14 protein-coding genes are annotated in these 21,996 nt (G+C 68.9%); 8 read left to right on the forward strand and 6 right to left on the reverse strand.

Annotated elements, in window-relative coordinates:
- Window positions 1–10: 10 nt before the first annotated feature.
- Genes AC07WS_RS10620 through AC07WS_RS10635 form a run of 4 tightly spaced genes read right to left on the reverse strand, consistent with a single transcriptional unit; the run spans window position 11 to window position 10,391 of the window.
- A complete protein-coding gene (locus AC07WS_RS10620) occupies window positions 11–2,221 on the reverse strand; it encodes a TonB-dependent receptor (RefSeq protein ID WP_494729025.1) in 2,211 nt (736 codons plus the stop codon).
- A gap of 12 nt (window positions 2,222–2,233) precedes the next feature.
- Window positions 2,234–3,994, reverse strand: a complete 1,761-nt coding sequence (locus AC07WS_RS10625) for an ABC transporter ATP-binding protein (protein WP_494729026.1) — start codon at window positions 3,992–3,994, stop codon at window positions 2,234–2,236.
- Complete coding sequence (locus tag AC07WS_RS10630; RefSeq protein ID WP_494729027.1) at window positions 3,987–5,726, reverse strand: ABC transporter ATP-binding protein/permease; 1,740 nt, start codon at window positions 5,724–5,726, stop codon at window positions 3,987–3,989. The genes AC07WS_RS10625 and AC07WS_RS10630 overlap by 8 nt, the downstream gene beginning before the upstream one ends.
- Before the next feature lie 3 nt (window positions 5,727–5,729).
- On the reverse strand, window positions 5,730–10,391 hold the full coding sequence (locus tag AC07WS_RS10635) for an AMP-binding protein (protein WP_494729028.1): 4,662 nt from the start codon (window positions 10,389–10,391) through the stop codon (window positions 5,730–5,732).
- Between the two features lie 232 nt (window positions 10,392–10,623).
- Here AC07WS_RS10635 and AC07WS_RS10640 point away from each other — a divergent pair, with 232 nt between their 5' ends.
- From AC07WS_RS10640 to AC07WS_RS10675, 8 genes are read left to right on the forward strand one after another with little or no spacing between them, the layout of a single operon-like run.
- Window positions 10,624–11,556, forward strand: coding sequence for a helix-turn-helix transcriptional regulator (locus tag AC07WS_RS10640; RefSeq protein WP_494729029.1), 933 nt, complete (start codon window positions 10,624–10,626; stop codon window positions 11,554–11,556).
- Between the two features lie 41 nt (window positions 11,557–11,597).
- The gene (locus AC07WS_RS10645) at window positions 11,598–12,605 is read left to right on the forward strand and encodes an aminotransferase class I/II-fold pyridoxal phosphate-dependent enzyme (RefSeq protein WP_494729030.1); all 1,008 of its coding nucleotides are present in this window, start codon (window positions 11,598–11,600) and stop codon (window positions 12,603–12,605) included.
- 29 nt (window positions 12,606–12,634) lie between these two features.
- Window positions 12,635–13,801, forward strand: a complete 1,167-nt coding sequence (gene moeB, locus AC07WS_RS10650) for a molybdopterin-synthase adenylyltransferase MoeB (RefSeq protein ID WP_494729031.1) — start codon at window positions 12,635–12,637, stop codon at window positions 13,799–13,801.
- Window positions 13,802–13,812: 11 nt separating this feature from the next.
- Window positions 13,813–14,274: a M67 family metallopeptidase gene (locus tag AC07WS_RS10655; protein ID WP_494729032.1), complete on the forward strand. Its 462-nt coding sequence runs from the start codon at window positions 13,813–13,815 to the stop codon at window positions 14,272–14,274.
- A gap of 2 nt (window positions 14,275–14,276) precedes the next feature.
- On the forward strand, window positions 14,277–14,549 hold the full coding sequence (locus AC07WS_RS10660) for a MoaD/ThiS family protein (protein WP_494729033.1): 273 nt from the start codon (window positions 14,277–14,279) through the stop codon (window positions 14,547–14,549).
- Between the two features lie 37 nt (window positions 14,550–14,586).
- Window positions 14,587–15,432: a tryptophan 2,3-dioxygenase gene (locus tag AC07WS_RS10665; RefSeq protein WP_494729034.1), complete on the forward strand. Its 846-nt coding sequence runs from the start codon at window positions 14,587–14,589 to the stop codon at window positions 15,430–15,432.
- Between the two features lie 12 nt (window positions 15,433–15,444).
- A complete protein-coding gene (locus tag AC07WS_RS10670) occupies window positions 15,445–16,833 on the forward strand; it encodes an FAD-dependent oxidoreductase (RefSeq protein ID WP_494729035.1) in 1,389 nt (462 codons plus the stop codon).
- A 10-nt stretch (window positions 16,834–16,843) separates the two neighbouring features.
- Window positions 16,844–17,293 (forward strand): GlcG/HbpS family heme-binding protein, encoded by a 450-nt coding sequence (locus AC07WS_RS10675; protein ID WP_494729036.1) that lies wholly within the window; start codon window positions 16,844–16,846, stop codon window positions 17,291–17,293.
- 30 nt (window positions 17,294–17,323) lie between these two features.
- Here AC07WS_RS10675 and AC07WS_RS10680 read toward each other — a convergent pair whose 3' ends face one another.
- Window positions 17,324–19,747 carry a GH92 family glycosyl hydrolase gene (locus AC07WS_RS10680; protein WP_494729037.1) on the reverse strand — a complete coding sequence of 808 codons (2,424 nt, stop codon included), beginning with the start codon at window positions 19,745–19,747 and terminating at the stop codon, window positions 17,324–17,326.
- A gap of 31 nt (window positions 19,748–19,778) precedes the next feature.
- The gene (locus AC07WS_RS10685) at window positions 19,779–21,809 is read right to left on the reverse strand and encodes a glycoside hydrolase family 97 protein (RefSeq protein WP_494729038.1); all 2,031 of its coding nucleotides are present in this window, start codon (window positions 21,807–21,809) and stop codon (window positions 19,779–19,781) included.
- Window positions 21,810–21,996 lie beyond the last annotated feature (187 nt).

Consider the following 21,996-nt stretch of genomic DNA (forward strand, 5'->3'; position numbering starts at 1 on the left):
GGTTCCTTCCTTAAAATTGTTTGATCACGCCGAGACCGAGCTCGCGCCCCTGGCCCGGACGGACTGAGTTGACGCCGGCCGACCAGGCTTGTCCGGTCATGGCGTAGGCCCGGTTGGCCAGGTTGTTGGCGTAGGTATAGAGGTTCCAGTCGCGGTGCTGCCAGCTCAGGCGGGCGTTCAGCAGGGCGTAGCCGGGCAGGTCGAAGCTCTGCTTGATGTCGGCGCTGCGCCGGGCCACGAATTGCCAGCCGACGTTGGTCTTGAGCTGGCCGGCGCGGCCGAACAGGCGGGCGTCGGCGGTGTGGCTGGCTTCCAGGTCGATGCTGTACTTGGGCACGTTGGGCAACGGCGCGCCGCTCCTGGCACCCGACAGATGTTGCGGCGGCACGTGGGCCAGCTTGCCGTCGGTGTAGCCCAGGCCGGCGCGCAGGTGCAGGCGCGGGCTGGGCTGGGCTTCCAGTTCCAGCTCCGCGCCCTGGCTGCGGTAGTCGAGCGAGACCGGGCGCAGCAGAGCCTGCGTGGGATCGAACACGACCAGGTGGCCGTTCCTCACGTCGTTGTAGAACACCGCCGCGCGCACGCCCAGGCCGGCCGCCAGCGCACGGGATTTGAAGCCCGCCTCGTAGGTCCAGTTGCTCGATTCGGGGAAGGCCGGCTCCAGCTTGCCGCGCGGGCTGCTGGTGGACAGCGCGGAGTAGCCGGCGGCGGAAGCCCCGCGCGCCGCCGTGGCGTAGAACAGCGTTCCGGCGCGGTCGTCGTGTGACAGTCCCAGTCGTCCGGTCACCAGCCGGGAGTCCAGTTCCGCCTTGCCGTCGAAGTACGGCACGACCATCGGATTGCCGTTACCGTCGAACAGATAGCTCGCGCTTTTGTGCTCGGACGTGTAGCGCAGGCCGGCGATGCCGCTCACGTAATCGGACAGCGGCACGTTCGCCTCGCCGAACAGCGCGGTGCTGCCGCTGCGCGTGCGGTTGTACTGCCTGCCGTTCTGCGTGCTGACGAAACTGAAGGCCGCCGGCGACGCCCGCGCCACGGTGGTGTTGTCGAAGTCGGAGCGGAAGTGGTTCAAGCCGGCGGTCCACTGCAACGCGCTGCCTTCAGGTGCTCCCAGGCGCAGCTCCTGCAGGTAGGTGCGTTCGTGCAGGTTCATCGCGCTCATGTCGGCGCCCGGCACGTTGAACCAGGCTTGCGGACGGTGCGTCGTCGCGGCGCCGATCAGCGCGTCGCTCAGGTCGAAGACTTGGCGGTTGTCGGCGTCCTGGTAGCTGGCGATCGCCGTCAGTTTCATTTGCGGGAAATCGCGCTCCAGCCGCACGCTGGCGCCGCTGTCGCGCCATTGACCGAGCGTCGGCGTGTCCTGCGCGACTTGCGCGTAGGCGGGGTTTTCGCGCCAGACGAAGCGCGGCGCGCTGCTGCGTGTCTGGTCCTGGAAGACCATCGCGCTCACCAGCGTCTGCGCGTCCAGTCCCCACAACAGCGATGCGCGTGCCGCACCCACGCGCACCGCGCCGTCGTTCGCGCCGGTCGACAGGTTCGGTATCCGGCCGTCCTGGTCGGCATAGCGCAGCGCCAGGCGCACGGCCAGCTTGTCCGACAGCGGCGTGTTCGCCACCACGTCGGTGGACACGTGCCCGTGCTCGCCCACCTCCAGCGCGGTGCCGAGGCTGCGCCGGAACTGCGGCGCGTTGGGGATGATCTGGATCGCGCCGCCCTGCGTGTTGCGGCCGAACTGCGTGCCCTGCGGCCCGCGCAGAACGTCGACCCGTTCCACATCCAGCAGGCTGGGGGCGGCGCCGGTTGCGGCGCGCGGCACATCGTTCACGTACACCACGACCGAGCTGTCGTCGCTCGATAGCGGCATGAAGGAACCCACGCCGCGTATGGTGAACACATTGCTGTAGGTCGCGCCCAGATCGACGAAGCTGAGATTGGGTACGCTGCGCGCCAGGCTGGCGTTGCTCTGGCCGGCGCTGATGCGCCAGGCCAGCTCTTCGCCTGTGAGGACTTGCTTACTGGACGGCGCCGAGTAATCGGCATCGCCAGGCCGCGCGGCGCTGACGCGGATGGTTTCCAGTTGCGTGGGTTGAGCGTTTGATGCTGGCGGCGGGTCGTCGGCCCTTGCTGGCTGGATCATGGCCAGGCCGATGCCGAAGAGGCAAGGACCGGCCAGGCGAAACGGACTACGGGACGACAACGGATGCTGCCAACTTTCTACACTCATACGGTTTAGTCCTTATGTGGATTCATTGGAAAGCAGGCGCGCGTATGCGCCCTGGCGCGCCAGCAATTCAGCGTGGCTGCCTTGTTCGACGATACGTCCGTGCTCCAGCACGAGAATGCGGTCGGCCTGGCGTATCGTGGACGGCCGGTGCGCGATCAGCAAAACGCCGTGCCCGGCGCGCAGGGTGTCGAGCGCCTTGTGCAAGGCCAGTTCGCCCACGGTGTCGATGTGGGACGTGGCTTCGTCCAGCACCAGGATGGGCGCCTGCTGCAGCAAGGCGCGCGCGATGGCGATGCGCTGCGCCTGGCCGCCCGACAGGCGGCTGGCACGCACGCCGCAGGGCGTGTCGTACCCCTGCGGCAGACGGCTGATGAAGTCGTGCGCCTGCGCCATGCGGGCGACCCGTTCGACGTCGGCCATGCTGGCGTCGGGACGGGCGAGGCGGATGTTGTTGGCCACGCTGTCCTCGAACAGATACACGTCCTGCGGCACAAAGGCCACCGTCTGGCGCAGCGCGGCCAGCGACAGGTCGCGGATATCCGTGTCGCCGATGCAGATCTGTCCGGCCTGCACGTCGAAGAAACGCAGCATCAACTTGCCGCAGGTGCTCTTGCCGACGCCGGAGGCGCCGACCAGGGCGACGATCTCTCCCGGCCGCAACTGGAAATCGATGCCTTGCAGGACCTGGCGCTCCGCATAGCCGAACCCCACCTGGCGAAAGTTCAGCGTCGCGTCGTGCGGCACGGCATGGCCCTTGTCCGGTATGCGCTCGGGCAGTTGCAGCACATGCAGGATGCGCTGCGCGGCGGCCTTTAGTTCGCCCAGCTTGCGCGCGCTTTGGGCCAGCTCGGCCAGCGGCACCGCCGCCGTCGCCGCCAGCACCAGCACCAGCGGCAGCAGGGCGGGCGGTACGGCGAGGTTGAGCACCAGATGTCCGGCAGCCAAGGCCACCAGCACCACCGCGCCAGCCTGCAGCAATTCGATGGCCGCCTGTTCAAGGCCGGCGCGGGCCGCGTACTTTCTTTGCGCAGTCTGCAAGCCCTGCATATTGGTCGCCAGCTTGTGCAGCCAGCGGTCCTCCTGCCCGAACACTGCGAATTCCTTCCGGCCCTGCAAACCCTCGGCCACGTCGGCGTTGAGGCGGGACTGCACCGCCATCAACTGCCGCCCCTGGACTTCGGCGCGCCAGCCCAGCCACAGCGGCACCGAGGCCAGCAAGGGCAGCAGCGGCAGCCAGGCCAATGCCAGCAGCGGATCGATCCACGTCAGCAGCACCAGCGCGAACAGCGGCAGCAGCACGGCGGCCAGCAGGTCGCCGAGGAAGTGGGCGAAGAAGTGTTCCATCGTCTGCGCGTCCTGGGTGGCGATGCTGGCCAGGTCGCCGCTGCGGGTGCCGGGCAGCGGCGCGGCCCGTTCCAGGCCGGCGTAGATGCCGACCTGCAGCGTCTCGATCAGCGCGAACGCCAGCCGGTGCGAGACGTCGGCCTGCCACCAGCGCGCCAGCGCGCCGGCCAGCACCGTGGCCGCCAGCGCCGCCAGCCAGGCGGGATCGGGCGCCTGGCCGGCGCAGGCAAGTCCGGTCAGCCACGCGCCCAGCGCCAGGCTGCCGATGATGCCGGCCTGGGACAGCACGCTGGCGCACAGCGTCAGGCCGAGCAGGCGGCCTTGCGTGCGCGCCAGCTGCACCAGCGCCACGTAGGCGGCGATGCGTTCGCGCCATGCGGGCCGGCCGCCGTGGCGCAATTGCGGGGAGATGCCCAAGACCTCATCCATGATCGGCTCCTGTCGTTTCGGTGGTTTGCTGGGCGGCGTACAGGCGCGCGTAGGCCGCGTTCCGCGCCATCAGTTGCTGGTGGGTGCCTTGTTCGACGATGCGGCCGCGCTCCATCACCAGGATGCGGTCGGCGCGTTGCAGCGTGTCGAGGCGGTGGGCGATGACCAGCAGGCTGCGCCGCCCGGCACAGCGGGCGATGGCCGCGGCGATCGCTTGTTCGCTGGCCGCGTCGACGTGAGCGGTGGCTTCGTCGAGCACCAGGATGGGCGCGTCCTTCAGCCAGGCCCGCGCCAGCGCCAGGCGTTGGCGCTGTCCGCCTGACAGCGCGTTGCCGCGCTCGCCGACCTCGGTCGCGTAGCCTTCCGGCATGCGCAGGATCTCGTCGTGCAGGCCGGCCAGGCGGGTCGCTTCGTGCATGGCCTCGATGCTGGCCTGCGGATCGGCCATCAGCAGGTTGGCGGTGATGGTGCCGGCGAAGAGCGTGCTGTCCTGCAGCACCGCGCTGAAGTGCGCGCGCCATTGTTCCTGCGAGTGGCGGCTCATCGGCTGGTCGCCCAGCGTGATCTGGCCCCGCAGCGGCGCCGCGAAGCCGAGCGCCAGCGCGGCCAGCGTCGACTTGCCCGCGCCCGAGGCGCCGACCACGGCGACGAATTCCCGCTCGCCGATGGTGAAGCTGATGTCGCTCACGGCCGACTCGGCGTTGCCGGGCCAGCTGAAATGCACGTCCTCGAAGCGCAGCGCGTAGGAGGCGGGCGCCTTCACCGGCAGCGGCTGCGATTGCGGCTGCCATTGCGCTGGCGGCGAATTCTGCGCGTCCAGCAACGCGCCGACCGGCTTGATCGCGCTGGCGGCGCCCCAGGCGGTGTGGAAGCCCTTGTCCAGGCTGTCGAGCGGACGGAAGCTTTCACGCGCCAGGAACAGGATGACGAGCAGGCTTTCCAGTCCAAGGCTGCCGTTCACGCTGCGCACCACGTTCATGCCCAGCACCAGCGCGATCGCGCCCAGGCCGAACAAGCCGGTCAAGCCGTTGCGCATCAGCACCAGGTACAGCACCGACATCGCCTGCTGGCGCAGCGCGCGCGCATGGTCGACCAGCACGCGGCGCCGTGCGGCGCTGGCGCCGCAGGCCTTCAGCGTTTCCACGCCCTGCAGGCTGTCCTGCAGATAGGCGGCGAAACGCCCCATGCTGCCGAACAGGCCGGTGGCCTGCGGGCGGCGCCAGCGCAGCCACAGCCTGTCCGACACGGGCAGCGCCAGCGCGCACACTGCCAGCACCAGCGCCGACGCCGGGTCCAGCCAGGCCAGGTACGCGATGATCGCGCCGCAGCCGAGCAGCGCGCCGAACAGCGCCGGGATGTAGCGGCTGTAGTACGTCTCCAGCGCCTGCACGCCGTTGATCAGCGTGTTTTGCAGCTCCGCCTCGTTGACGCCGGCCGGCGCCCGCAGCGCCGGTTCGAGCAGCTCGGCGCGCAGGCGGAACTTGACCGTCGCGGCGGCCCGTTGCGCGGCGCGCTCGCTGAGCCACATCAGCAGCGTGCGCACCAGGGCCAGCACGGCGTAGGCGGCCAGCCAGGTCTGCCAGTCGGGCTCGCGCTGGTACAGGGCGCGCACCACCAGCGCCAAGCACAGCGCCTGGGCCACGTAGCTCGCCGTCACCAGCAGGTTGCTGCCGATGCAGGCGAGGATGGCGGCGAGGAAGCGCCGGGCCAGGCGCCACAAGGGGAGGTTCATGGTCTATTTCTCCAGGTCGGCCAGGATGCAATGCACGGGCAGGCCCTTGAGCGCCCGCAGCTGCGGCGCCTGGAAGCCTTGCTCGCGCAGCATGCCCTGCAGGAAGTCGGCCCGATAGCACTCGCCGGCGTTGGTCAGGCCCAGCATCTGCGCGCCGAACAAGCGCTGCATGGTCTCGGTGTGCGGTGCGGCTTCGCTCAGCATGAAGTCGCACAGCACCAGCCGGCCGCCGGGCTTGAGGCAGTTGCGGGCGCGGGCCAGCAGTTCGCGGCAATGGTCGGCGTCGAAGTGGTGCAGGATCTGGCTCATGATGACCAGGTCGTAGCGTTCCGGCAGCGATAGTTCGAACAGGTCGGCGGCGACGAAGCGCGAGCGCTGCGCCAGGCCGAACTCCTGCGCCTGCTGCTCGAACTTCGAGCGGGACGCCGGCCAGTCGACGCCGCACACGCTGGCGTTGTCGAACTGCAGCGCCACGGTGAAGCCGTAGATGCCGCTGCTGCACGCCAGGTCGAGGATGGCGAGTTGTTTCTCGCCGGGGCGCCAGTCGCGCAGCAGGCCGGCCACGCGGGCGGCCGTGGTGCGGCTGGTGTTCTGGATGCCGGCCGCGTACTGTTCCCAGTACGGATGGTTGGCCGTCTCCAGGCTGGACGGCAGCACGCTGCGGCCGGCCACCACGGCGGCCTTGAAGTCGCGGAAGGTTTCCCACATCAGGTCGTCGGTGTAGACCTGCGACAGGCCGCCCACGTAGTAGGCCGAATCGCGCAGCAGGAAGCGCTGCGATTGCGGCGTCAGCGCGTAGTCGATGGCGGGCGAGGCGGCGGCCAGCAATTTCAGCCCGGCCAGCGCGTCCAGCAGCACCCGCATGCCGCGCGCGTTGGCGCCGCATTCCCGCGCCAGCTGCGAGGCGCTCTTGGGTCCGGCCGCCAGCAGGTCGAACACGCCCAGCTGGATGGCGGCGCGCAGCACCCCGGCGCGTTCGACGCCGGTCAGAATCTCGAGGATGCCCTGGGCCGACAATTCGCCCGCCGGGCTGGCCGTGGGCGCGTCCTGCAGCTGCTTGAGCAGGGCGGACTTGTCCACCTTGCCGGACGGGGCGATGGGGAACTGCTCGTGGTAGCTGATGGAGTCCAACGATTTATATCGTTCCAGCCCCAGGTCGTTGAGCAGATAGTGGTTCAGCGCCGTCATGTCCGGCGCGCTGGCGCCGCCGCGCAGCACCAGGCAGGCGTGCAGGCGCAGGTCGGCCGAGGTGGCCATCGGCAGCAGGACGGCGTCGGCGATGGCCGCGTGGCCGTGCAGCAGGTTCTCGATCTCGGGCAGGTTCAGCTTGATGCCGGCGCGCACCACCGTGTCCGCGCGGCGGCCCACGATGCGCAGGCGGCCCTGGTCGTCCAGGCTGCCACGGTCGCCGGTTTTCACCCAGCCGTCCGCGGTGCGGTAGCGGCGGTCCAGCTCCGGCGCGCCGAAGTAGCACATCGGCGTCATCGGGCCGCGCGCCCAGATCTCGCCTTCCCGTCCCTGCGGCAGCGTCTGGCCCTGTTCGTCCACGATGCGCACCGTCACCACGCTGCTGTCGGGGATGCCGACGGTGTGGACGGTGGTGTCGATGTCGTCCTCCAGCGCGGTGTGGCAGGCGACGCCGTCGGCCGAGCCGTAGGATTGGATCAGCGCGCAGCCGAGCTGGGCGCGCACGCGCCGCGCCGTCTCCGCGCTGAGCGCCGAGCCGCCGCTGACGATGGCCTTGAGCGCGGGCAGGCGGAAGGACTGATCCGCTTGCAGCAGCGGGCAATTCAACAGCATGTCCACCATGTTGGGACCGGCGAACAGGTGGGTGACTTCGCGCTGCGCCGCCAGTTGCAGCACCTGTTCGGGCTGGAAGCGTTCGCAATTGATCAGCGTGCCGCCGAAGGCCGCCAGCGCGCACGACGTGCCCAGCGAACCGAAGGGCGACGCCAGCGGCACGCAGAACAGCGCGCGCATGTCGGCCGGCCGCGCGCCCAGGCTGGTGAGGTAGTTGGCCTGGCCGCCAAGCAGGCTGTTGTGCGAATAGGCGACCAGCTTGGGCTCGGACTCGGAGCCGGACGAGGCGATCAGGCGGGCCGCGCCGTTCGGGTCTATGGCGCCGGCGCGGTAGTCGTGGGCGGGCAGCTGCCAGCAGGCGTCGAGGTCGCCCCAGTCGCCGTACTGCTCGCCGTGCACCAGCACCGCCTGCAGCGCGGGCAGGTCGGCGCGGATGCCGTCGATCAGCGCGGCGTAGTCGCTGTCGCCGACCTGGCGTTGGCAGATCAGGACCTTGGCGCCGGATTTCTTGAGGATCAAACGGCTCTCGTGGGCTTTGCGTCCCAGCGGGAACGGCAGCACGATGGCGCCCAGCGCGGCGGCGGCCATGTCGGCCGCGCAGCCGCGCCAGCCGTTGGGCAGATTGACCGCCACCACGTCGCCGGCGCCCACGTTCAGGCGGGCCAGCGCGGTGGCCAGGCTCAGGCTGCGCGCCTGCAGGGCGGCGTAGCTCAGGCTTTCGTCCTGGTCGCACACGGCGACGGCCTGCGGCCGCGCCTTGCAGTGCTGCTGGAACGCGGCGTACAGGTCCAGGTTCTGGTAGATGCCGGCGCTGGCCCAGGCCTGCCTCTGTTTGGCGTCGACCAGGTCGGTGGCCACAAGTGGCGAGGCGCTGTTGGCGGGGGCGGACGGCGTGATGTAGTGGTTAGTCATGGCGGAATAGAGGAGTGAGGTGATGGGACTGGACGCGATGGTCCAGGGATTTTGGAACTGCAATAAACCATGCTGCACGCGCGCCAGACCGGCGAACTGGGCGTGGCCGATGACCTCGGCTGCGCTCGTTGCGATGGCTTCGGCCTGGATGCCGTGCCGGCGCAGCTCCTGCCGGTTGGCGGCGCTGGTGCGGGCTGTGAGCGCGTGCGCGAACGCGTCGGCGAAACCGGCGTCCGGCGCCTGCGCGGCCAGGCGCCTGGCGTAGCTGGCGGCGTCCTGGTCGGCGATGCGGTCGATCATCAGCCAGCCGTCGCTGGTGGCGTAGGCGCTTGGCAGCGACAGCAGTCGGTTGACGGCGCCGGCGTCGCTGCAGCCGCGCCACGCGGGACGGGCCGCCTGCGCCGCCACCAGCAGGCCGGCCGCGCCCGCCATGGCCGAGTCCAGATGCAGCACCTGGCCCCGGCTGGCGCGCGCATACAGGGCGGCGATGACGCCTTCCGCCGCCGCCGCGCCGCCAAGCACGTCGATGATGGTCAACAGCGTGCCGGACTGCGGCTGGCCGGCGCCGGTGCGCAGCAGGCTGGCCACGCCGCTGTGGGCCTGGATCATGAAGTCGGTGCCGACCGGATCGTCCGGCAGCGGCGACTGCCCGGTGCCGGAGGCGCTGGCGTAGATCAGCGACGGGCAGGTGCGCGCCAGGTCGGCGCCGGTCAAGCCCAGTTGCGCGGCCCGGCCCGGCGCCCAGTTGTGCAGGAATACGTCCGCGCTGGCGGCCAGGTCCAGCAGGCGCTGGCGGCCGTCGGCCGTCTTGAGGTCGAGCTCGACGCTGGTCTTGCCGCGGTTGATGGCGGCGAAATGGGCGGAGATATTGCCCGCCAGCGGAGGCAGCGCGCGCATCGGGTCGCCGCCCGGCATCTCGACCTTGACGATATCGGCGCCCAGCCGCTGCAGCAGATGGGCGGCCAGCGGCCCCTGGATCAGGCGGCACGATTCCAGCACGCTCATGCCGGCCAGCGGCCGTTCCGGCGTGCCGCCGCAGCGTTCGGCCGCGACGGTGGCGATGGCGGGGGAGGCCGCGCCGGCCGGCACGAACTGCCACGGGCCGCCGTGCATCCAGTGCGCGCAGGCGGGATCGTCGCCCGCCGTGGCGGCGTGGCGCAGCGCGCACACGGTGGCGCCGGCGTCCGCCGCCATGGCTTGCAGGGCCGCGAACGGCTGCGTTGCGGCGCAGCCGAACAAGCCGGCCGGCAAAAACGCCCTGGCCTGCGTGTAGCGCTGCATGAACGGCGCCCAGCCGCGCCGGATGTCGTCGGGCGTGGCCCCGGCCGCCTGCCAGAACGCGCGCCAGCTTTCCGCGCTCAAGGCTTCCAGCTCGAAGCGGACGCCGTCGCCGCTGGCAAACGGCGGACTGCGGTCGTCCTCGGCGCCGCGGCCTAGCGCAATCTGCCCGGAGTTGTCCATTGATAAATATTGATTCATCGCAAACAGCGCGCATTCAGCTAGGTTAAGGTTCAGGCCTGCGTGGCCGGCGTGCTTGCGCAGCGAAAGCAGTGTCGCCACGCCGGCACCCAGCGCCAGTGAAGCCCCCAGCGTAGCCAGGTAGTCGATGCCCAGCGGCAGGTATAGGCCCGCAGCGCGCTGGTGCCAGGCCGTCATGCCGCTGGCCGCTTCCAGCAGGGCGGCTCCGCCCGCCGCCGGCCGGGGCCAGGCGCGCAGGCACAGCTGCGCGCTGGCGCCGCTGGCGTCGGCCAGGGTGGCCAGCAGGGCGCCCGGCTGGACTTGATCCGGCGCCACCATCACCTGGGCGCCGAGGATGGCGGCGCGGCGGCGCAAAGCGTCCTGCAAGGGCTGCAGGTCGTCCCCGGCGGCGCCCAGGCGCAGCCGTATTCCCGTCAACGGAAGGCAGTTTGGCGCGACGGTTTTATCCGCAAACTGCAGGCTTGTATGAACCATGCTGCGACCCTTATACACGGTGAAAAAGCGGAGTAAAGTTGCATATATTGCACATTTTGTAAATATAAATGAAAATGAGAATGAGTGTCATTACTATTACGTATTCAATCCGGATGATTTCGTATGCGAATCGCGGAAGGCTATGCGCAGCGCAGCGACTTTTCGTTAGGCTGCGTCTAACGTTATCAATTTGGATTGTCTTTTCTCTAATGCAACCGGAGGATTTCCAACGATGCGTACGTTGTTAGCGCCCGATACCGCCAGCGCGGGCGAGGTATCGAAGTCGGCCTGGGTGATCGAAGCAGGCCAGCTGCCGGCAAACGAAGTCAGGCGTTTCGATTGTGAAGCGGGCTTTTCCGTCGTCAGTTCCAGCGTGCGGAGCGGCCAGGATCAGATGCAAGCCTGCGAATACGAAGGGAGCGAGCGCAACCTGGTGCTGACGTTTGGCCTGGAGGGCGACTCGGAATTTCGCGACCGGAGCGGAGACAATTTGTACTTCCGCGCCGGCTACACGACGGTGTCGTCGTACCTGAAGGGGCGCGGCGAGCGCTGCCATCCGGGCCAGCGCCCGGTGCGCCAGTTGCGCCTGATCGTGAGCGAAAGCGCCTTGCTGCGCTATGTGGGACCGGAACTGGGCTGGCGTCTGTTGCGTCCCGCGCTGGCGCGCAGCGAAGGCACCAGCCAGCTCAGTTTCGGCGCCACGGCGGCCAGCATGCATTTGCGCGCCTTGTCCGACGCGCGTTTGCTGGGGCAGCAAAACGATCTGGGCTTGCGGATTCAGGCGCTGAGTCTGCTGGCCGAGCAGTTGCGCCTGCTGACGCCGTCGACGCGCCAGTCGGGGCAGTTGCGATCGGAAGAGATGGACAGGCTGGCCGGGCTCGACACGTTCATGCGTGCCAATCTCGACCAGCTGTTGAGCATGGCGTCGTTGTGCGCGCAGACCGGCTTGAGCGAATACAAGCTCAAGGATGCCTTCCGCAAGGCCTATGGCGTGAGCCCCGGACAACGGCTGCTGGAATTGCGGATGCAGCGGGCGCTGGAATTGCTGGAGCGGGGACAGCAGGTTGCGCAGGCGGCCTACCAGGTCGGCTACCAGCATCCGAGCAATTTCAGCGCGGCGTTTACGCGCTACTTCGGCAAGCCGCCCAAGGCCGTGCGGTGCTGAAGCGGGCGGATAGTTACCCAACCTAAGTAAAGGAAGTCACCATGTCACGCGATGTGCTGTTGAATTTTAACGAATCGCCCTTCGGCTTGCTGCCGGAGGCCGCCAGCGCGGCCCGCCTGGCGGTGGGCCAGGCCGGCCGCTACCAGTTCGTGCTGGCCGAGCAGTTGCGCGAGGAAATCGCCGCCTGGCACGGGGTGCCGCTGGCCTGGGTGTCGCTGTATCCGGGCTCGAACCGGGTGCTGCATTATGCGACGCTGGCGTTCACCTCGGCCACGGCGCCGCTGGTGGTGGCCAGCCCCGGCTACGCGGTGTGCGAGCAGGCGGCGCGCCTGGCCGGGCGAGCGGTGCGCAAGGTGCCGCTGCGCGCCGATGGCGCCCACGACGTCGAGGCGATGTGCGCGGCGGCGCCGGCCGGCGGCTTGATCTACGTGGCCAACCCCAACAATCCGACCGGCAGCGTGACGCCGCAGCGGGACTTGCTCCAGCTGCTGCGCAAGAAAAATCCGCTGACCACGCTGCTGCTGGACGAGGCCTACCTGGAATTCTGCGACCAGCCGTCGCTGATCGACCAGGTGGCCGGCGACGCCAGCCTGATCGTCACCCGCACGTTTTCCAAGATCCACGGCATGGCCGGCTTGCGGGTGGGCTACGCGATCGCCCAGCCGGCCTCGCTGTCGCTGATCCATACGGTGCCGCCGCACGACATCTCGGTGCCGGGCGCGGCGGCCGCGCTGGCCAGCCTGAAGCAAAACGACGCGCTGGCCGAGCGCAAGGCCAGCACCCGCCGCGTGCGCGAGGCCTTCATGGCCTGGCTGGACCGGCGCGGCATCGCCTACACCGCTTCCGAGGCCAATTGCATGATGTTGCAGATCGGCCGCGACGGCAACCAGCTGGCGCGCGAGCTGGCGCAGCGCCACAACATCCACATCGGCCGCAGCTGGCCGGAAGCGCCGGACTGGGTGCGCGTGACGATAGGCCTGCACGAAGAGATGGACGCCCTGCAGGCGGCGCTGGAATCGACGCTGTTCGCCGACGCCGTCGGCGCCTGAATTCTTAAACCTCGATAGGAAACCGCACGATGAAACTACCTCCTCTCGTCACGGAAGGACTGGCGCTGGACCAGTCCGAAATGACGCGCTACAGCCGCCACATTCTCTTGCCCGAGATCGGACTGCGCGGCCAACAACGGCTGAAGGCGGCCCGGGTGCTGGTGATCGGCGCCGGCGGGCTGGGCTCGCCCGCGCTGCTGTACCTGGCGGCGGCGGGCGTCGGCGTGCTGGGCATCGCCGACTTCGACGTGGTCGACGTCAGCAATCTGCAGCGCCAGGTCATCCACCGCGTGAGCTCGGTCGGCGAGGCGAAGACCGCCAGCGCCAGGCGCGCCATACAGGACCTGAACCCGCACGTGGAAGTGCGCCTGCACGAACAGGGCCTGACCAGCGAGAACGCGCTGGAGCTGGTCGCCCAGTACGACCTGGTGGTCGACGGCACGGACAACTTCGCCACCCGCTACCTGGTCAACGACGCCTGCGTCCTGGCCGACAAGCCCTATGTATGGGGCTCGATCTACCGTTTCGAAGGCCAGGCCAGCGTGTTCTGGGAAAACGCGCCCGGCGACCTGGGACGCAACTACCGCGACCTGTATCCGGAGCCGCCGCCGCCGGAACTGGCGCCGTCCTGCGCCGAGGGCGGCGTGCTGGGCGTGCTGTGCGCGGCCATCGCCTCCATCATGGCGACCGAGGCGATCAAGCTGATCACCGGTTGCGGCACCTCGCTGCTGGGCCGGCTGGCGGTGTACGACGCGCTGGAGATGACTTACCGCTTCCTGCCGCTGCGCCGCGCGCCGGATCGCCAGCCGATCACCGCGCTGATCGACTACCCGGCGTTCTGCGGCCACCGGGCGGCCGTGCTTGCCGAGCTGGACGTGCCCGGCATCGATCCGCACGCGCTGCGGGAGGTGCTGCTGGGCGGCCAGCCCTTGACCCTGATCGACGTGCGCGAGCCGAACGAATGGGAGATCTGCCGCATCGAAGGCGCGCAGCTGATCCCTAAGCGGCGCATGCTGGACGAGGGCATGGACGGGCTCGACAAGTCGGGCCAGTTCGTCGTCTACTGCAAGGGCGGCACCCGCTCGCGCGACGTGGTGCGCGCCATGCGCCAGGCCGGCTTCATGGGCGCGCGCAATCTGGACGGCGGCATCCTGGCCTGGATACGCGCGGTCGATCCCGGCCAGAGCCTGTATTGACGGAGCCGCCCATGTTGACCCTGCCTAGCGGGATCGCCACCGCGATCCTGGCACACGCCGAAGCCTGCCACCCGCTGGAGTGCTGCGGGATCGTCGCCAGCAAGCCCGAGGCGCGCCCGCCGTACCGCCTGATCCCGATGCGCAACATGGCGCAATCCGAGGACTATTTCGAATTCGCGCCGCTGGAGCAGCTGGCGGCCTGGCGCGGCATGGACGCGGCGGGCGAGGTGCCGCTGGTGTTCTACCACTCGCACACCCGTTCGGCCGCCTATCCCAGCCGCAGCGACATCGCGCACGCGGCCGCCTATCCCGAGGTCCACCACCTGATCGTCGGCACCGATCCGCGCTTCCAGCCGCCGCTGCGCAGCTACCGCATCATCGACGGCCGCGTCTGCGAGGAGCCGGTCGCCGTGCTCGGCGCGGACGGCGCCGTCACCCCCATCGCATTGTTCACCCCATACGTTGAAGGTTAATCATGTCCGTACAAGTCCATCTCCCCACCATCATGCGCACGCTGACCGAAGACCAGAAAACGGTCGTCGTCAGCGGTACCTCGATCCAGGAAGTGATACACGCACTGGAACGCAAATATCCCGGCATGCAGAACCGCCTGATGCAGGGCGGCCAGCTGCACCGCTTTGTGAACATCTACCTCAACGACGACGACATCCGCTTCCAGCAGGGACTGGCCTCGCCCGTCAAGTCCGGCGACGCGATCACCATCCTGCCGGCGGTCGCCGGCGGCTGAGCGACGCTCCCTTCATCGACATCCAACGAGGTTCACCATGCAAGAATGTCCCTTCGCGCATCGACCCGCGGCCGAGGCGCCCAGCCCACCGCCGCACGCCATGAAGTATGGCGACTACCTGAATCTGCGGACGATTTTGGGCGGGCAGGAAACGCTGTCGCCCGTGCCCGACGAAATGCTCTTCATCATCCAGCACCAGAGTGCGGAGTTGTGGATGAAACTACTGTTGCACGAGCTGACCCAGGCCGGCCAGCTGATACGCGCGCGCCGCATCTCCAAGGCCAGCCGGCTGCTGGCGCGCAGCCGGCGCATCGTCGACCACATGGTCAATTCCTGGGGCGTGCTGGCCACGCTGGAGCCGCAGGATTTCCTGGCGATGCGGCCCTATCTGGGTTCCTCGTCGGGCTACCAGTCCTGCCAGTTCAGGGAAATCGAATTCCTGCTCGGGAATAAGAACCGGGGCATGATGGAGAGCCATGCGCATTGCCCGGCCTCGCTGCAGATCCTGCGCCAGCGCCTGGCCGCGCCGTCGATCTACGACGAGGTGGTCCGCCTGCTGGCCGCGCGCGGCTTCGACATCAACCCGGCGCGCCTGCTGTCGGTGGCGGACCAGCAGGCGACCCGGCCCGACGAGTCGGTCGAGTCGGCGTGGATGACGATCTACCGCGCACCGGAGGACCACGCCGACCTGCACGACCTGGGCGAGCAGCTAGTCGACCTGGAGGACAGCTTCCGCCAGTGGCGCTTCCGGCACATGACCACGGTCGACCGCATCATCGGCCGCCGGGGCGGCACCGGCGGCAGTGCCGGCGTGTCCTACCTGGCCAAGACCATGGACTTTGTGCTCTTTCCCGATTTATGGCGCATACGCAGCACCCTCTAAGGAGCAGGCATCATGAGTGATGATCAAGGAACGCGTGGCGTCTCCGTCACGATAGCGGGAGCGGGTCTGGCCGGCAGCTTGCTGGCCTGCCTGCTGGCGCAACGCGGCTACGCGGTGCAGGTGCTGGAGCGCATGGGTGATCCGCGCCGCAGCACCGGCGCCGCCGGCCGCTCGATCAACCTGGCGCTGGCCGAACGCGGCCGCTACGCGCTGCGCCAGGCCGGGCTGGAGGAACAGGTGATGGCGATCGCGCTGCCGATGCGCGGCCGGCAAGTGCATGCGCCCGGAAAGCCGAGCGAATTCCACGCCTACGGCCTGTCCGACAGCGAGGCGATCTGGTCGCTGCAACGCGCCCGGCTGAACGGGCTGCTGCTGGACGCGGCCGAGCGGGCCGGCGCGCGCCTGCGCTTCGACGCGGCGGTGGCCGACATCGATTTCGCCATGCGCCGCATCACGCTGGAGCAGGGCGGCGAAGCGCTGGACTACCAGTTGCTGGTGGGCGCGGACGGCGCCGACTCGGCCGTGCGCAAGGCGCTGGGCAAGCAGGTCGACCTGGGGCAGACCTGCGAGTTCCAGGAACACGGCTACAAGGAACTGGAAATTCCGGCGGCGGAGGCTGGCGGCTTCCGCCTGAACTGCGACGCGCTGCACATCTGGCCGCGCGGCGGACACATGTGCATCGCGCTGCCGAACATCGACGGCAGCTTCACGGCCACGCTGTTCCTGCATCTGCAAAGCGATCAGCCCGACACGCCGAACTTCGCCGCGCTGGGCAAGGCCGCCGACGCGCAGCGCTGGTTCGCGGCGGCGTTCCCCGAGCTGCACGCGCTGATGCCCAATTTCGTCAACGACTACGACACCCATCCGGTCGGCAAGCTGGGCACCCTGTCGCTGCAGCAGTGGCATGGATTCGGCAACGTCGTGCTGCTGGGCGATGCGGCGCATCCGATGGTGCCGTTCCACGGCCAGGGCATGAACTGCGCGCTGGAGGACGCGGTCGCGCTGACCAGGCATCTGCTGGAGGGCGCATCGCTGCCCGCCGCGCTGGCCGCCTACCAGGCCGAGTGCCGGCCCAACGCCGGCGCGATCCAGACCATGGCGCTGGAAAACTACACCGAGATGAGCCAGCGCGTGAGCAGCGCGGAGTACGTGCTGGAGCGGCAGTTGTCCAGCTGGCTGGAGCGGCGCTATCCCGAGCGTTTCGTCTCGCGCTACCGCATGGTGACGTTCAGCCGCATGCCCTACCTGGTCGCGCTGGAGCGCGGCAAGCTGCAGGCCGACCTGCTGCGCCAGGCGACGCAGGGCCGCCGCAGCTTCGAGGAAATCGACCTGACCTGGGTCGCCGAGCATCTGCGGGAGCGCATCCCCCGCATGCCGGCGACGTTCAACCTCTCCACATAGGATGCAGCAGATGAGCAAGACTTTGAATTACGGCCAACCCGTCACGCTGGCCGCCGCGCAGCACATCGCGGCGGCGGCGGAAAGCGCGGCCCGCGAACGTGGCCTGAGACTGGTGGTGACGGTGCTCGACAGCGCCGCGCAGATCGTGCTGGTGCACAGGATGGAGCATGCCAACTACGGCAGCCTGGGCTTTGCGTTGGAGAAGGCCAGGACGGCGGTCAACTTCAAGCGCCCCTCGAAATTTTTCGAGGACATGATCACGGCCGGCGGCAGCGGCTTGCGCATGCTGGGCAACGCCCACGTCAGTCCGCTGGAGGGCGGGGTGCCGATTGTGCTGGACGACGCGGTGCTGGGCGGCATCGGCGTCTCCGGCGCCAGTTCGGCCGAAGACGGCGAGCTGGCCGAGCTGGCGCTGGGAGCCTTCCTCGCCTGGGTGGCCAAGGAGCGGGCGCGCGCCTGACCGCGAGGGCCAGGCGTTATAGCGCCGCGCTTATTGCGGCGCGCCGGCGCCAGGTTCCGGCGGCACGCTGGCCGGGCTGCTGCCCCAGTGCTGGGCGGCCGGGTCGGCCGACAGTTGCATGCGCAGCTGGCCGCCGCGCTGCAATTGTTCCCAGTCCAGCCAGACCTTGTCGTGCGGCTTGGCGTTCCAGCTCAGTTGCTGGATGAAGACCGGCTCGCCGGCCGCCGCCGTAGCCGGCGCATCTTTTTCGATCCGCAGCTGGCGGCCGTTGCCCAGGTCGATCTGCGCCTTGGCGAACTTCGGCTCATGCAGCAGGAAGCGGCCGCTGCCCGGCGTGGACGGATAGATGCCCAGCGCGCTGAACACATACCAGGCCGACATCGTGCCCAGGTCGTCGTTGCCGGTGACGCCGTTGGGCGCGTTGCTGAACAGGGTTTCGGCGGCGCGCAGCACGGCGCTGGTCTTCCACGGCTGGCCGACCAGCGTGTACATCCACGGCGCGTGCAGGTCCGGCTCGTTGTTCGGGTTGTAGCGGAACTGGTTGTAGTAGTTGTATGCGCCCATCACCCATTCCTTGCGCACCGCCTGGTAGGGATCGGCGCGCAGCGCGTCGTAGGCGAAGAAGGCGTCGAGCCGGCGCGCGGTCTGCTCGCGTCCGCCCATGGCCTTGACCATGCCGCCCACGTCCTGCTGCACCAGCCACTGGTATTGCCAGGCCGTGCCCTCGTGGAAGCCGTGCTCGGCGCGCGGCGTGTAGCTGCCATCGAGCTCGGTGTACCACTGGCCGTCGGCGGTCTTGGCGCGCGGGAAGCCCTGGAAGCCCAGTTGCTGGTCCTGCGCCGTGCTGTCCCACACGTTGCGCCAGTTGCCGGCGCGCTGGCGCAGCAGCGCGGCGTCGGCCTTCTTGCCCAGCGCCTCGGCCATGAAGGCCAGCGCGCCGTCGGCCTGCGCGTATTCCATCGTGGCCGAGCCGCCGTGGTGCGGATCGACGTCCATGCCCTTGGCGCGGAACGACAGGTCGTACTGCACATAGCCCTTGCTCAGATAGCTGGGGTTGCCGGCGCGGCCTTCGCTGCGGCTGCCGAACGGCGGCACGCCGAAGGCGTTTTCGCGCAGCGCCGCGTAGGCTTGCTGCTCGCGGCCCTTGAGCGCGCCGTAGCGCCACAGGTCGACCAGGAAGGGCGTGACCGGGTCGCCGGTCATCACGTTCGATTCGAAGTTGGCGTAGCCCCAGCGCGGCAGCCAGCCGCCTTGCTCGCGGATCTTCAGCACCGAATCGGCGATGTCGCGCGCGCGCTCGGGGCGCAGCAGGGCGATCAGCTGGTTCTGCGCGCGGTAGGTGTCCCACAGCGAGAAGAATTCGTAGTAGGTGGCGGCGCCGGCCGAGTGGATGCGGTCGTCATAGCCGCGGTAGCGGCCGTCGATGTCGTTGCCGGTCAGCGGTTGCAGCAGGGCGTGGTACAGCGCGGTGTAGAACACGGTGCGCTGGTTCTGGTCGGCGCCCTCGATATCGACCGACTTGAGTTCCTGCTGCCACGCCTGCTGCGCCTGTTCGCGCATGCTGTCGAAGCTGCGCGGCGCGCCTTGCGCGTAGGCGTCGGCGCGCAGGTTGCGGCGCGCGCCGTCGGCGTCCACGTGCGAGATGGCGCTGATGGCCGTCACCGCCTGCTTGTCCTTGACGTCGAAGGTGAACCAGGCGCCGTGTGGGCGGCTGTCGCCCTGCAGGCTGGGCTGGCGCGAGCCGGGCGTGCCGCCGTTCTCGTTCCAGACGCCGTGCGCGCTGAAGGGACGGTCGAACTCCATGCGGAACCAGGTGGCGTACTGCGCGCCGCCGCAGAAGCTGCGGGTGACGATCTTGCCTTCCACGCTGTGGTCGTCGACCACGCGCAGGCTGCTGCCGACCACCGAGTGGCGCTCGTTGGCCTGGCCCAGGTTGACCAGGATGTGGCCCTGCGCCGTGCCTGGCGCGAAGGTGTAGCGCTCGGCGGCGGCACGGGTCAGCGCGGTGGTTTCGGCGGTGATGCCGCCGTAGCTGGTCAGCCTGACCTTGAAGTAGCCGGCGTCGCCCACCTCGCCGTCGTGGGTGTAGTCGGCGGCGTAGCGCTTGTGGTCGAAGCTGCCGGGCTTGGCGGTGTCGAAGGCGCCGCCGGGGCCGATGCTGCCGGTGACCGGCAGCACCGACAGTTGGCCGCCCTGTTCCCAGCAGCCTGCGCCGGACAGGAAGAAGTGGCCGAAGCCGCGGATCTTGGGATCGGTGTAGTGCCAGCCGGCGTAGTGCTCGCCGATCGGGCTCACCTGCAGCATGCCGAACGGCGCCGACGCGCCGGGGAAGGTGTTGCCGTCGTCCTGGGTGCCGATGAAGGTGTTGACCGGCGCGGGCGTGGCCGCCGCGATGGCCTGGGCGCACAGGCACAAGGCCGCGCCGGCGAGGATGCCGTAAAACTGTTTTTTCATGCGTGTCTCCAAAAAATATTGTTATGTGTGGTCAGTCGAGCGCCTTGAAGCGCACCGCCGCGCCGCCGCCCGGCGCCAGCCACAGCGGCAGCACGTCGTCGCGGCCGACCTCGCGCTGTTCGATGACGATGTCGTAGGGGTTGGTCTCCCAGTCCGCCTTGGCGCCGTCGCGGTAGATCTGCGCCTGGTAGCGCTTGTGCGGCGCCAGGAAGTCCAGCTTGAGGTCGAGCGAGCGCGCCTTCTCGTTGCTGAGCGTGCCGAGGAACCAGTCGGCGCCGCCGCGCTGCTGGCGCGCCATCGCCACGTACTGGCCGACCTCGCCGGCGATGGCGCGGCTCTGCTCCCAGTCGGTGGGCACGTCGACGATGAACTGGAAGGCGTCGCGCCGCGCCTCGTAGTTTTCCGGCAGGTCGGCCGCCATCTGGATCGGGCTGTACAGTACCACGTACAGCGCCAGTTCCTTGGCCAGCGTCGAGCGCACGCGGTTCTCGGACTGCTCGCCGTTCGGCTTCAGGTTGAAGATGCCCGGCGTGTAGTCGAACGGCCCGGACAGCATGCGCGTGAACGGCAGGATGGCGGTGTGCTCGGGCGGATTGGGCGGGAAGCCCCAGGCGTTGTACTCCTGGCCGCGCGCGCCTTCGCGGGTGATCCAGTTCGGGTAGGTGCGGCGCAGGCCGGTGTCCTTGACCGGCTCGTGGGTGTCGATGCTGATGTGGCGCTTGGCCGCCTGCTCGACCGAGCGCAGGTATTCGCCGACCATGTACTGGCCGTCGTGCCATTCGTAGCGCACGCGGCCCTGCGCGTCGATGCGCTTGATCCGGGCGTTGTCGGCCACGTAGCCGGTCTTGACCTGGGTCACGCCGTGGTCGCGGTAGTAGTCGTAGGCGGCGTCCATCTGGCTGGCGTAGTGGCTGACCGCGCCTGAGGTCTCGTGGTGGCCGATCAGCTGCACGCCGGTCTTTTTGGCGTAGGCGGCCACCGCGTTCATGTCGAAGTCGGGATAGGGCTGGGTGAACTTGAACAGGTCGCCGTTGTCCGGCCATTCGCCGTCCCAGCCCACGTTCCAGCCCTCGACTAGCACGCCGGAGAAGCCGTACTTGGCGGCGAAGTCCATGTAGCGCTTGGTCTCCTCGGTGGTGGCGCCGTGCTTGGGGCCGGACGACCAGGTCTTCTGCCACAGGTGCATGGCCCACCAGATGCCGATGTACTTGCCCGGCTTGACCCAGGAGACGTCGCCCAGCTTGTTCGGCTCGTTCAGGTTGAGGATCAGGTCGGAGTTGAGCAGGCCGGGCGCGTCGGGCGATATCTGCACGGTGCGCCAGGGCGACTTGAACTCGCCGTGGGTCTTGACCTTGACGCCGTCGTACCACGGCGTCAGGTCGGCCTTGAAGACGCCGTCGCGCTGCTGGGCCAGCGTCATCGAGGCGTAGTCGGTCAGCGCGGCCTCGTGGATGCTCAGGTGGACGCCCGAGGCCAGGCGCATCGTGAACGGCGTCTCGACGTGCGCCGCCTCGCGCAGCGGGGTGCTGCGGTACAGGTATTCCAGGCTGCGCCAGGCGCGCGCCGGGATCCACCAGGCGCGGGTGGCGTCGACGTCGGGCAGGGCGAATTCGGTGGACTCGTCGACGATCTCCGCCTGCTCCATGCCGGCCTGCTTCGGCGACTCGTAGCGGAAGCCGATGCCGTCGTCGAACACGCGGAAGCGCACGGTGTAGCGGCCGGCCGCGGCGTCCCTGGCGGCGAAATCGACCCGCAGCTCGTTGTGCTTGTCGCGCACCAGCTTGCGCTCGCCCCACGGCTGGGTCCATTCGGTGTCGGCGGCGGCCGGCGCGCTGGCGACGATATGGTAGCCGTCGCCGAAGGACGGCTGGTCCTTGAACACCAGGCCCAGGCGGGAATTGTTGATGATGTCCTTGCCGCGATAGCTGACCCGGTAGCTGGGATGGGCGCGGTTGTCGCTGACGGTGACGACGACGGCGCCGTCGGGCGAGCGCACGCTCAGGTCGGTGGCGCAGGCGAGCGGCGCGGCCAGCGCGAGCAGCAGAACGGTGGAGGTGTGCATACGGCGGTTCCTGACGATCAGTTTGGCGAAGTTTCAGATTTAATCACGCCGGGCGCGGCAGGGGCAGGGCGAGGCGCCGGAGCAGGCCCAGTTTCCTTTGTTTCACTAAACAAGCGGCTGTTACGCAACCCCGCAGCCCGTTCCAATAAGGGAAATCACGTAGCCTGGCGGCCTCCGGCGGAGGGCA

This window comes from Duganella sp. GW821-FHT01E12 (assembly GCF_059422325.1).

Bases quoted from the DNA above. Each gene is read 5' to 3' on its own strand.
- AC07WS_RS10620 (WP_494729025.1), bottom strand. From the start codon at position 2,221: ATGAGTGTAGAAAGTTGGCAGCATCCGTTGTCGTCCCGTAGTCCGTTT.
- AC07WS_RS10625 (WP_494729026.1), bottom strand. From the start codon at position 3,994: ATGGATGAGGTCTTGGGCATCTCCCCGCAATTGCGCCACGGCGGCCGG.
- AC07WS_RS10630 (WP_494729027.1), bottom strand. From the start codon at position 5,726: ATGAACCTCCCCTTGTGGCGCCTGGCCCGGCGCTTCCTCGCCGCCATC.
- AC07WS_RS10635 (WP_494729028.1), bottom strand. From the start codon at position 10,391: ATGGTTCATACAAGCCTGCAGTTTGCGGATAAAACCGTCGCGCCAAAC.
- AC07WS_RS10640 (WP_494729029.1), top strand. From the start codon at position 10,624: ATGCGTACGTTGTTAGCGCCCGATACCGCCAGCGCGGGCGAGGTATCG.
- AC07WS_RS10645 (WP_494729030.1), top strand. From the start codon at position 11,598: ATGTCACGCGATGTGCTGTTGAATTTTAACGAATCGCCCTTCGGCTTG.
- moeB (WP_494729031.1), top strand. From the start codon at position 12,635: ATGAAACTACCTCCTCTCGTCACGGAAGGACTGGCGCTGGACCAGTCC.
- AC07WS_RS10655 (WP_494729032.1), top strand. From the start codon at position 13,813: ATGTTGACCCTGCCTAGCGGGATCGCCACCGCGATCCTGGCACACGCC.
- AC07WS_RS10660 (WP_494729033.1), top strand. From the start codon at position 14,277: ATGTCCGTACAAGTCCATCTCCCCACCATCATGCGCACGCTGACCGAA.
- AC07WS_RS10665 (WP_494729034.1), top strand. From the start codon at position 14,587: ATGCAAGAATGTCCCTTCGCGCATCGACCCGCGGCCGAGGCGCCCAGC.
- AC07WS_RS10670 (WP_494729035.1), top strand. From the start codon at position 15,445: ATGAGTGATGATCAAGGAACGCGTGGCGTCTCCGTCACGATAGCGGGA.
- AC07WS_RS10675 (WP_494729036.1), top strand. From the start codon at position 16,844: ATGAGCAAGACTTTGAATTACGGCCAACCCGTCACGCTGGCCGCCGCG.
- AC07WS_RS10680 (WP_494729037.1), bottom strand. From the start codon at position 19,747: ATGAAAAAACAGTTTTACGGCATCCTCGCCGGCGCGGCCTTGTGCCTG.
- AC07WS_RS10685 (WP_494729038.1), bottom strand. From the start codon at position 21,809: ATGCACACCTCCACCGTTCTGCTGCTCGCGCTGGCCGCGCCGCTCGCC.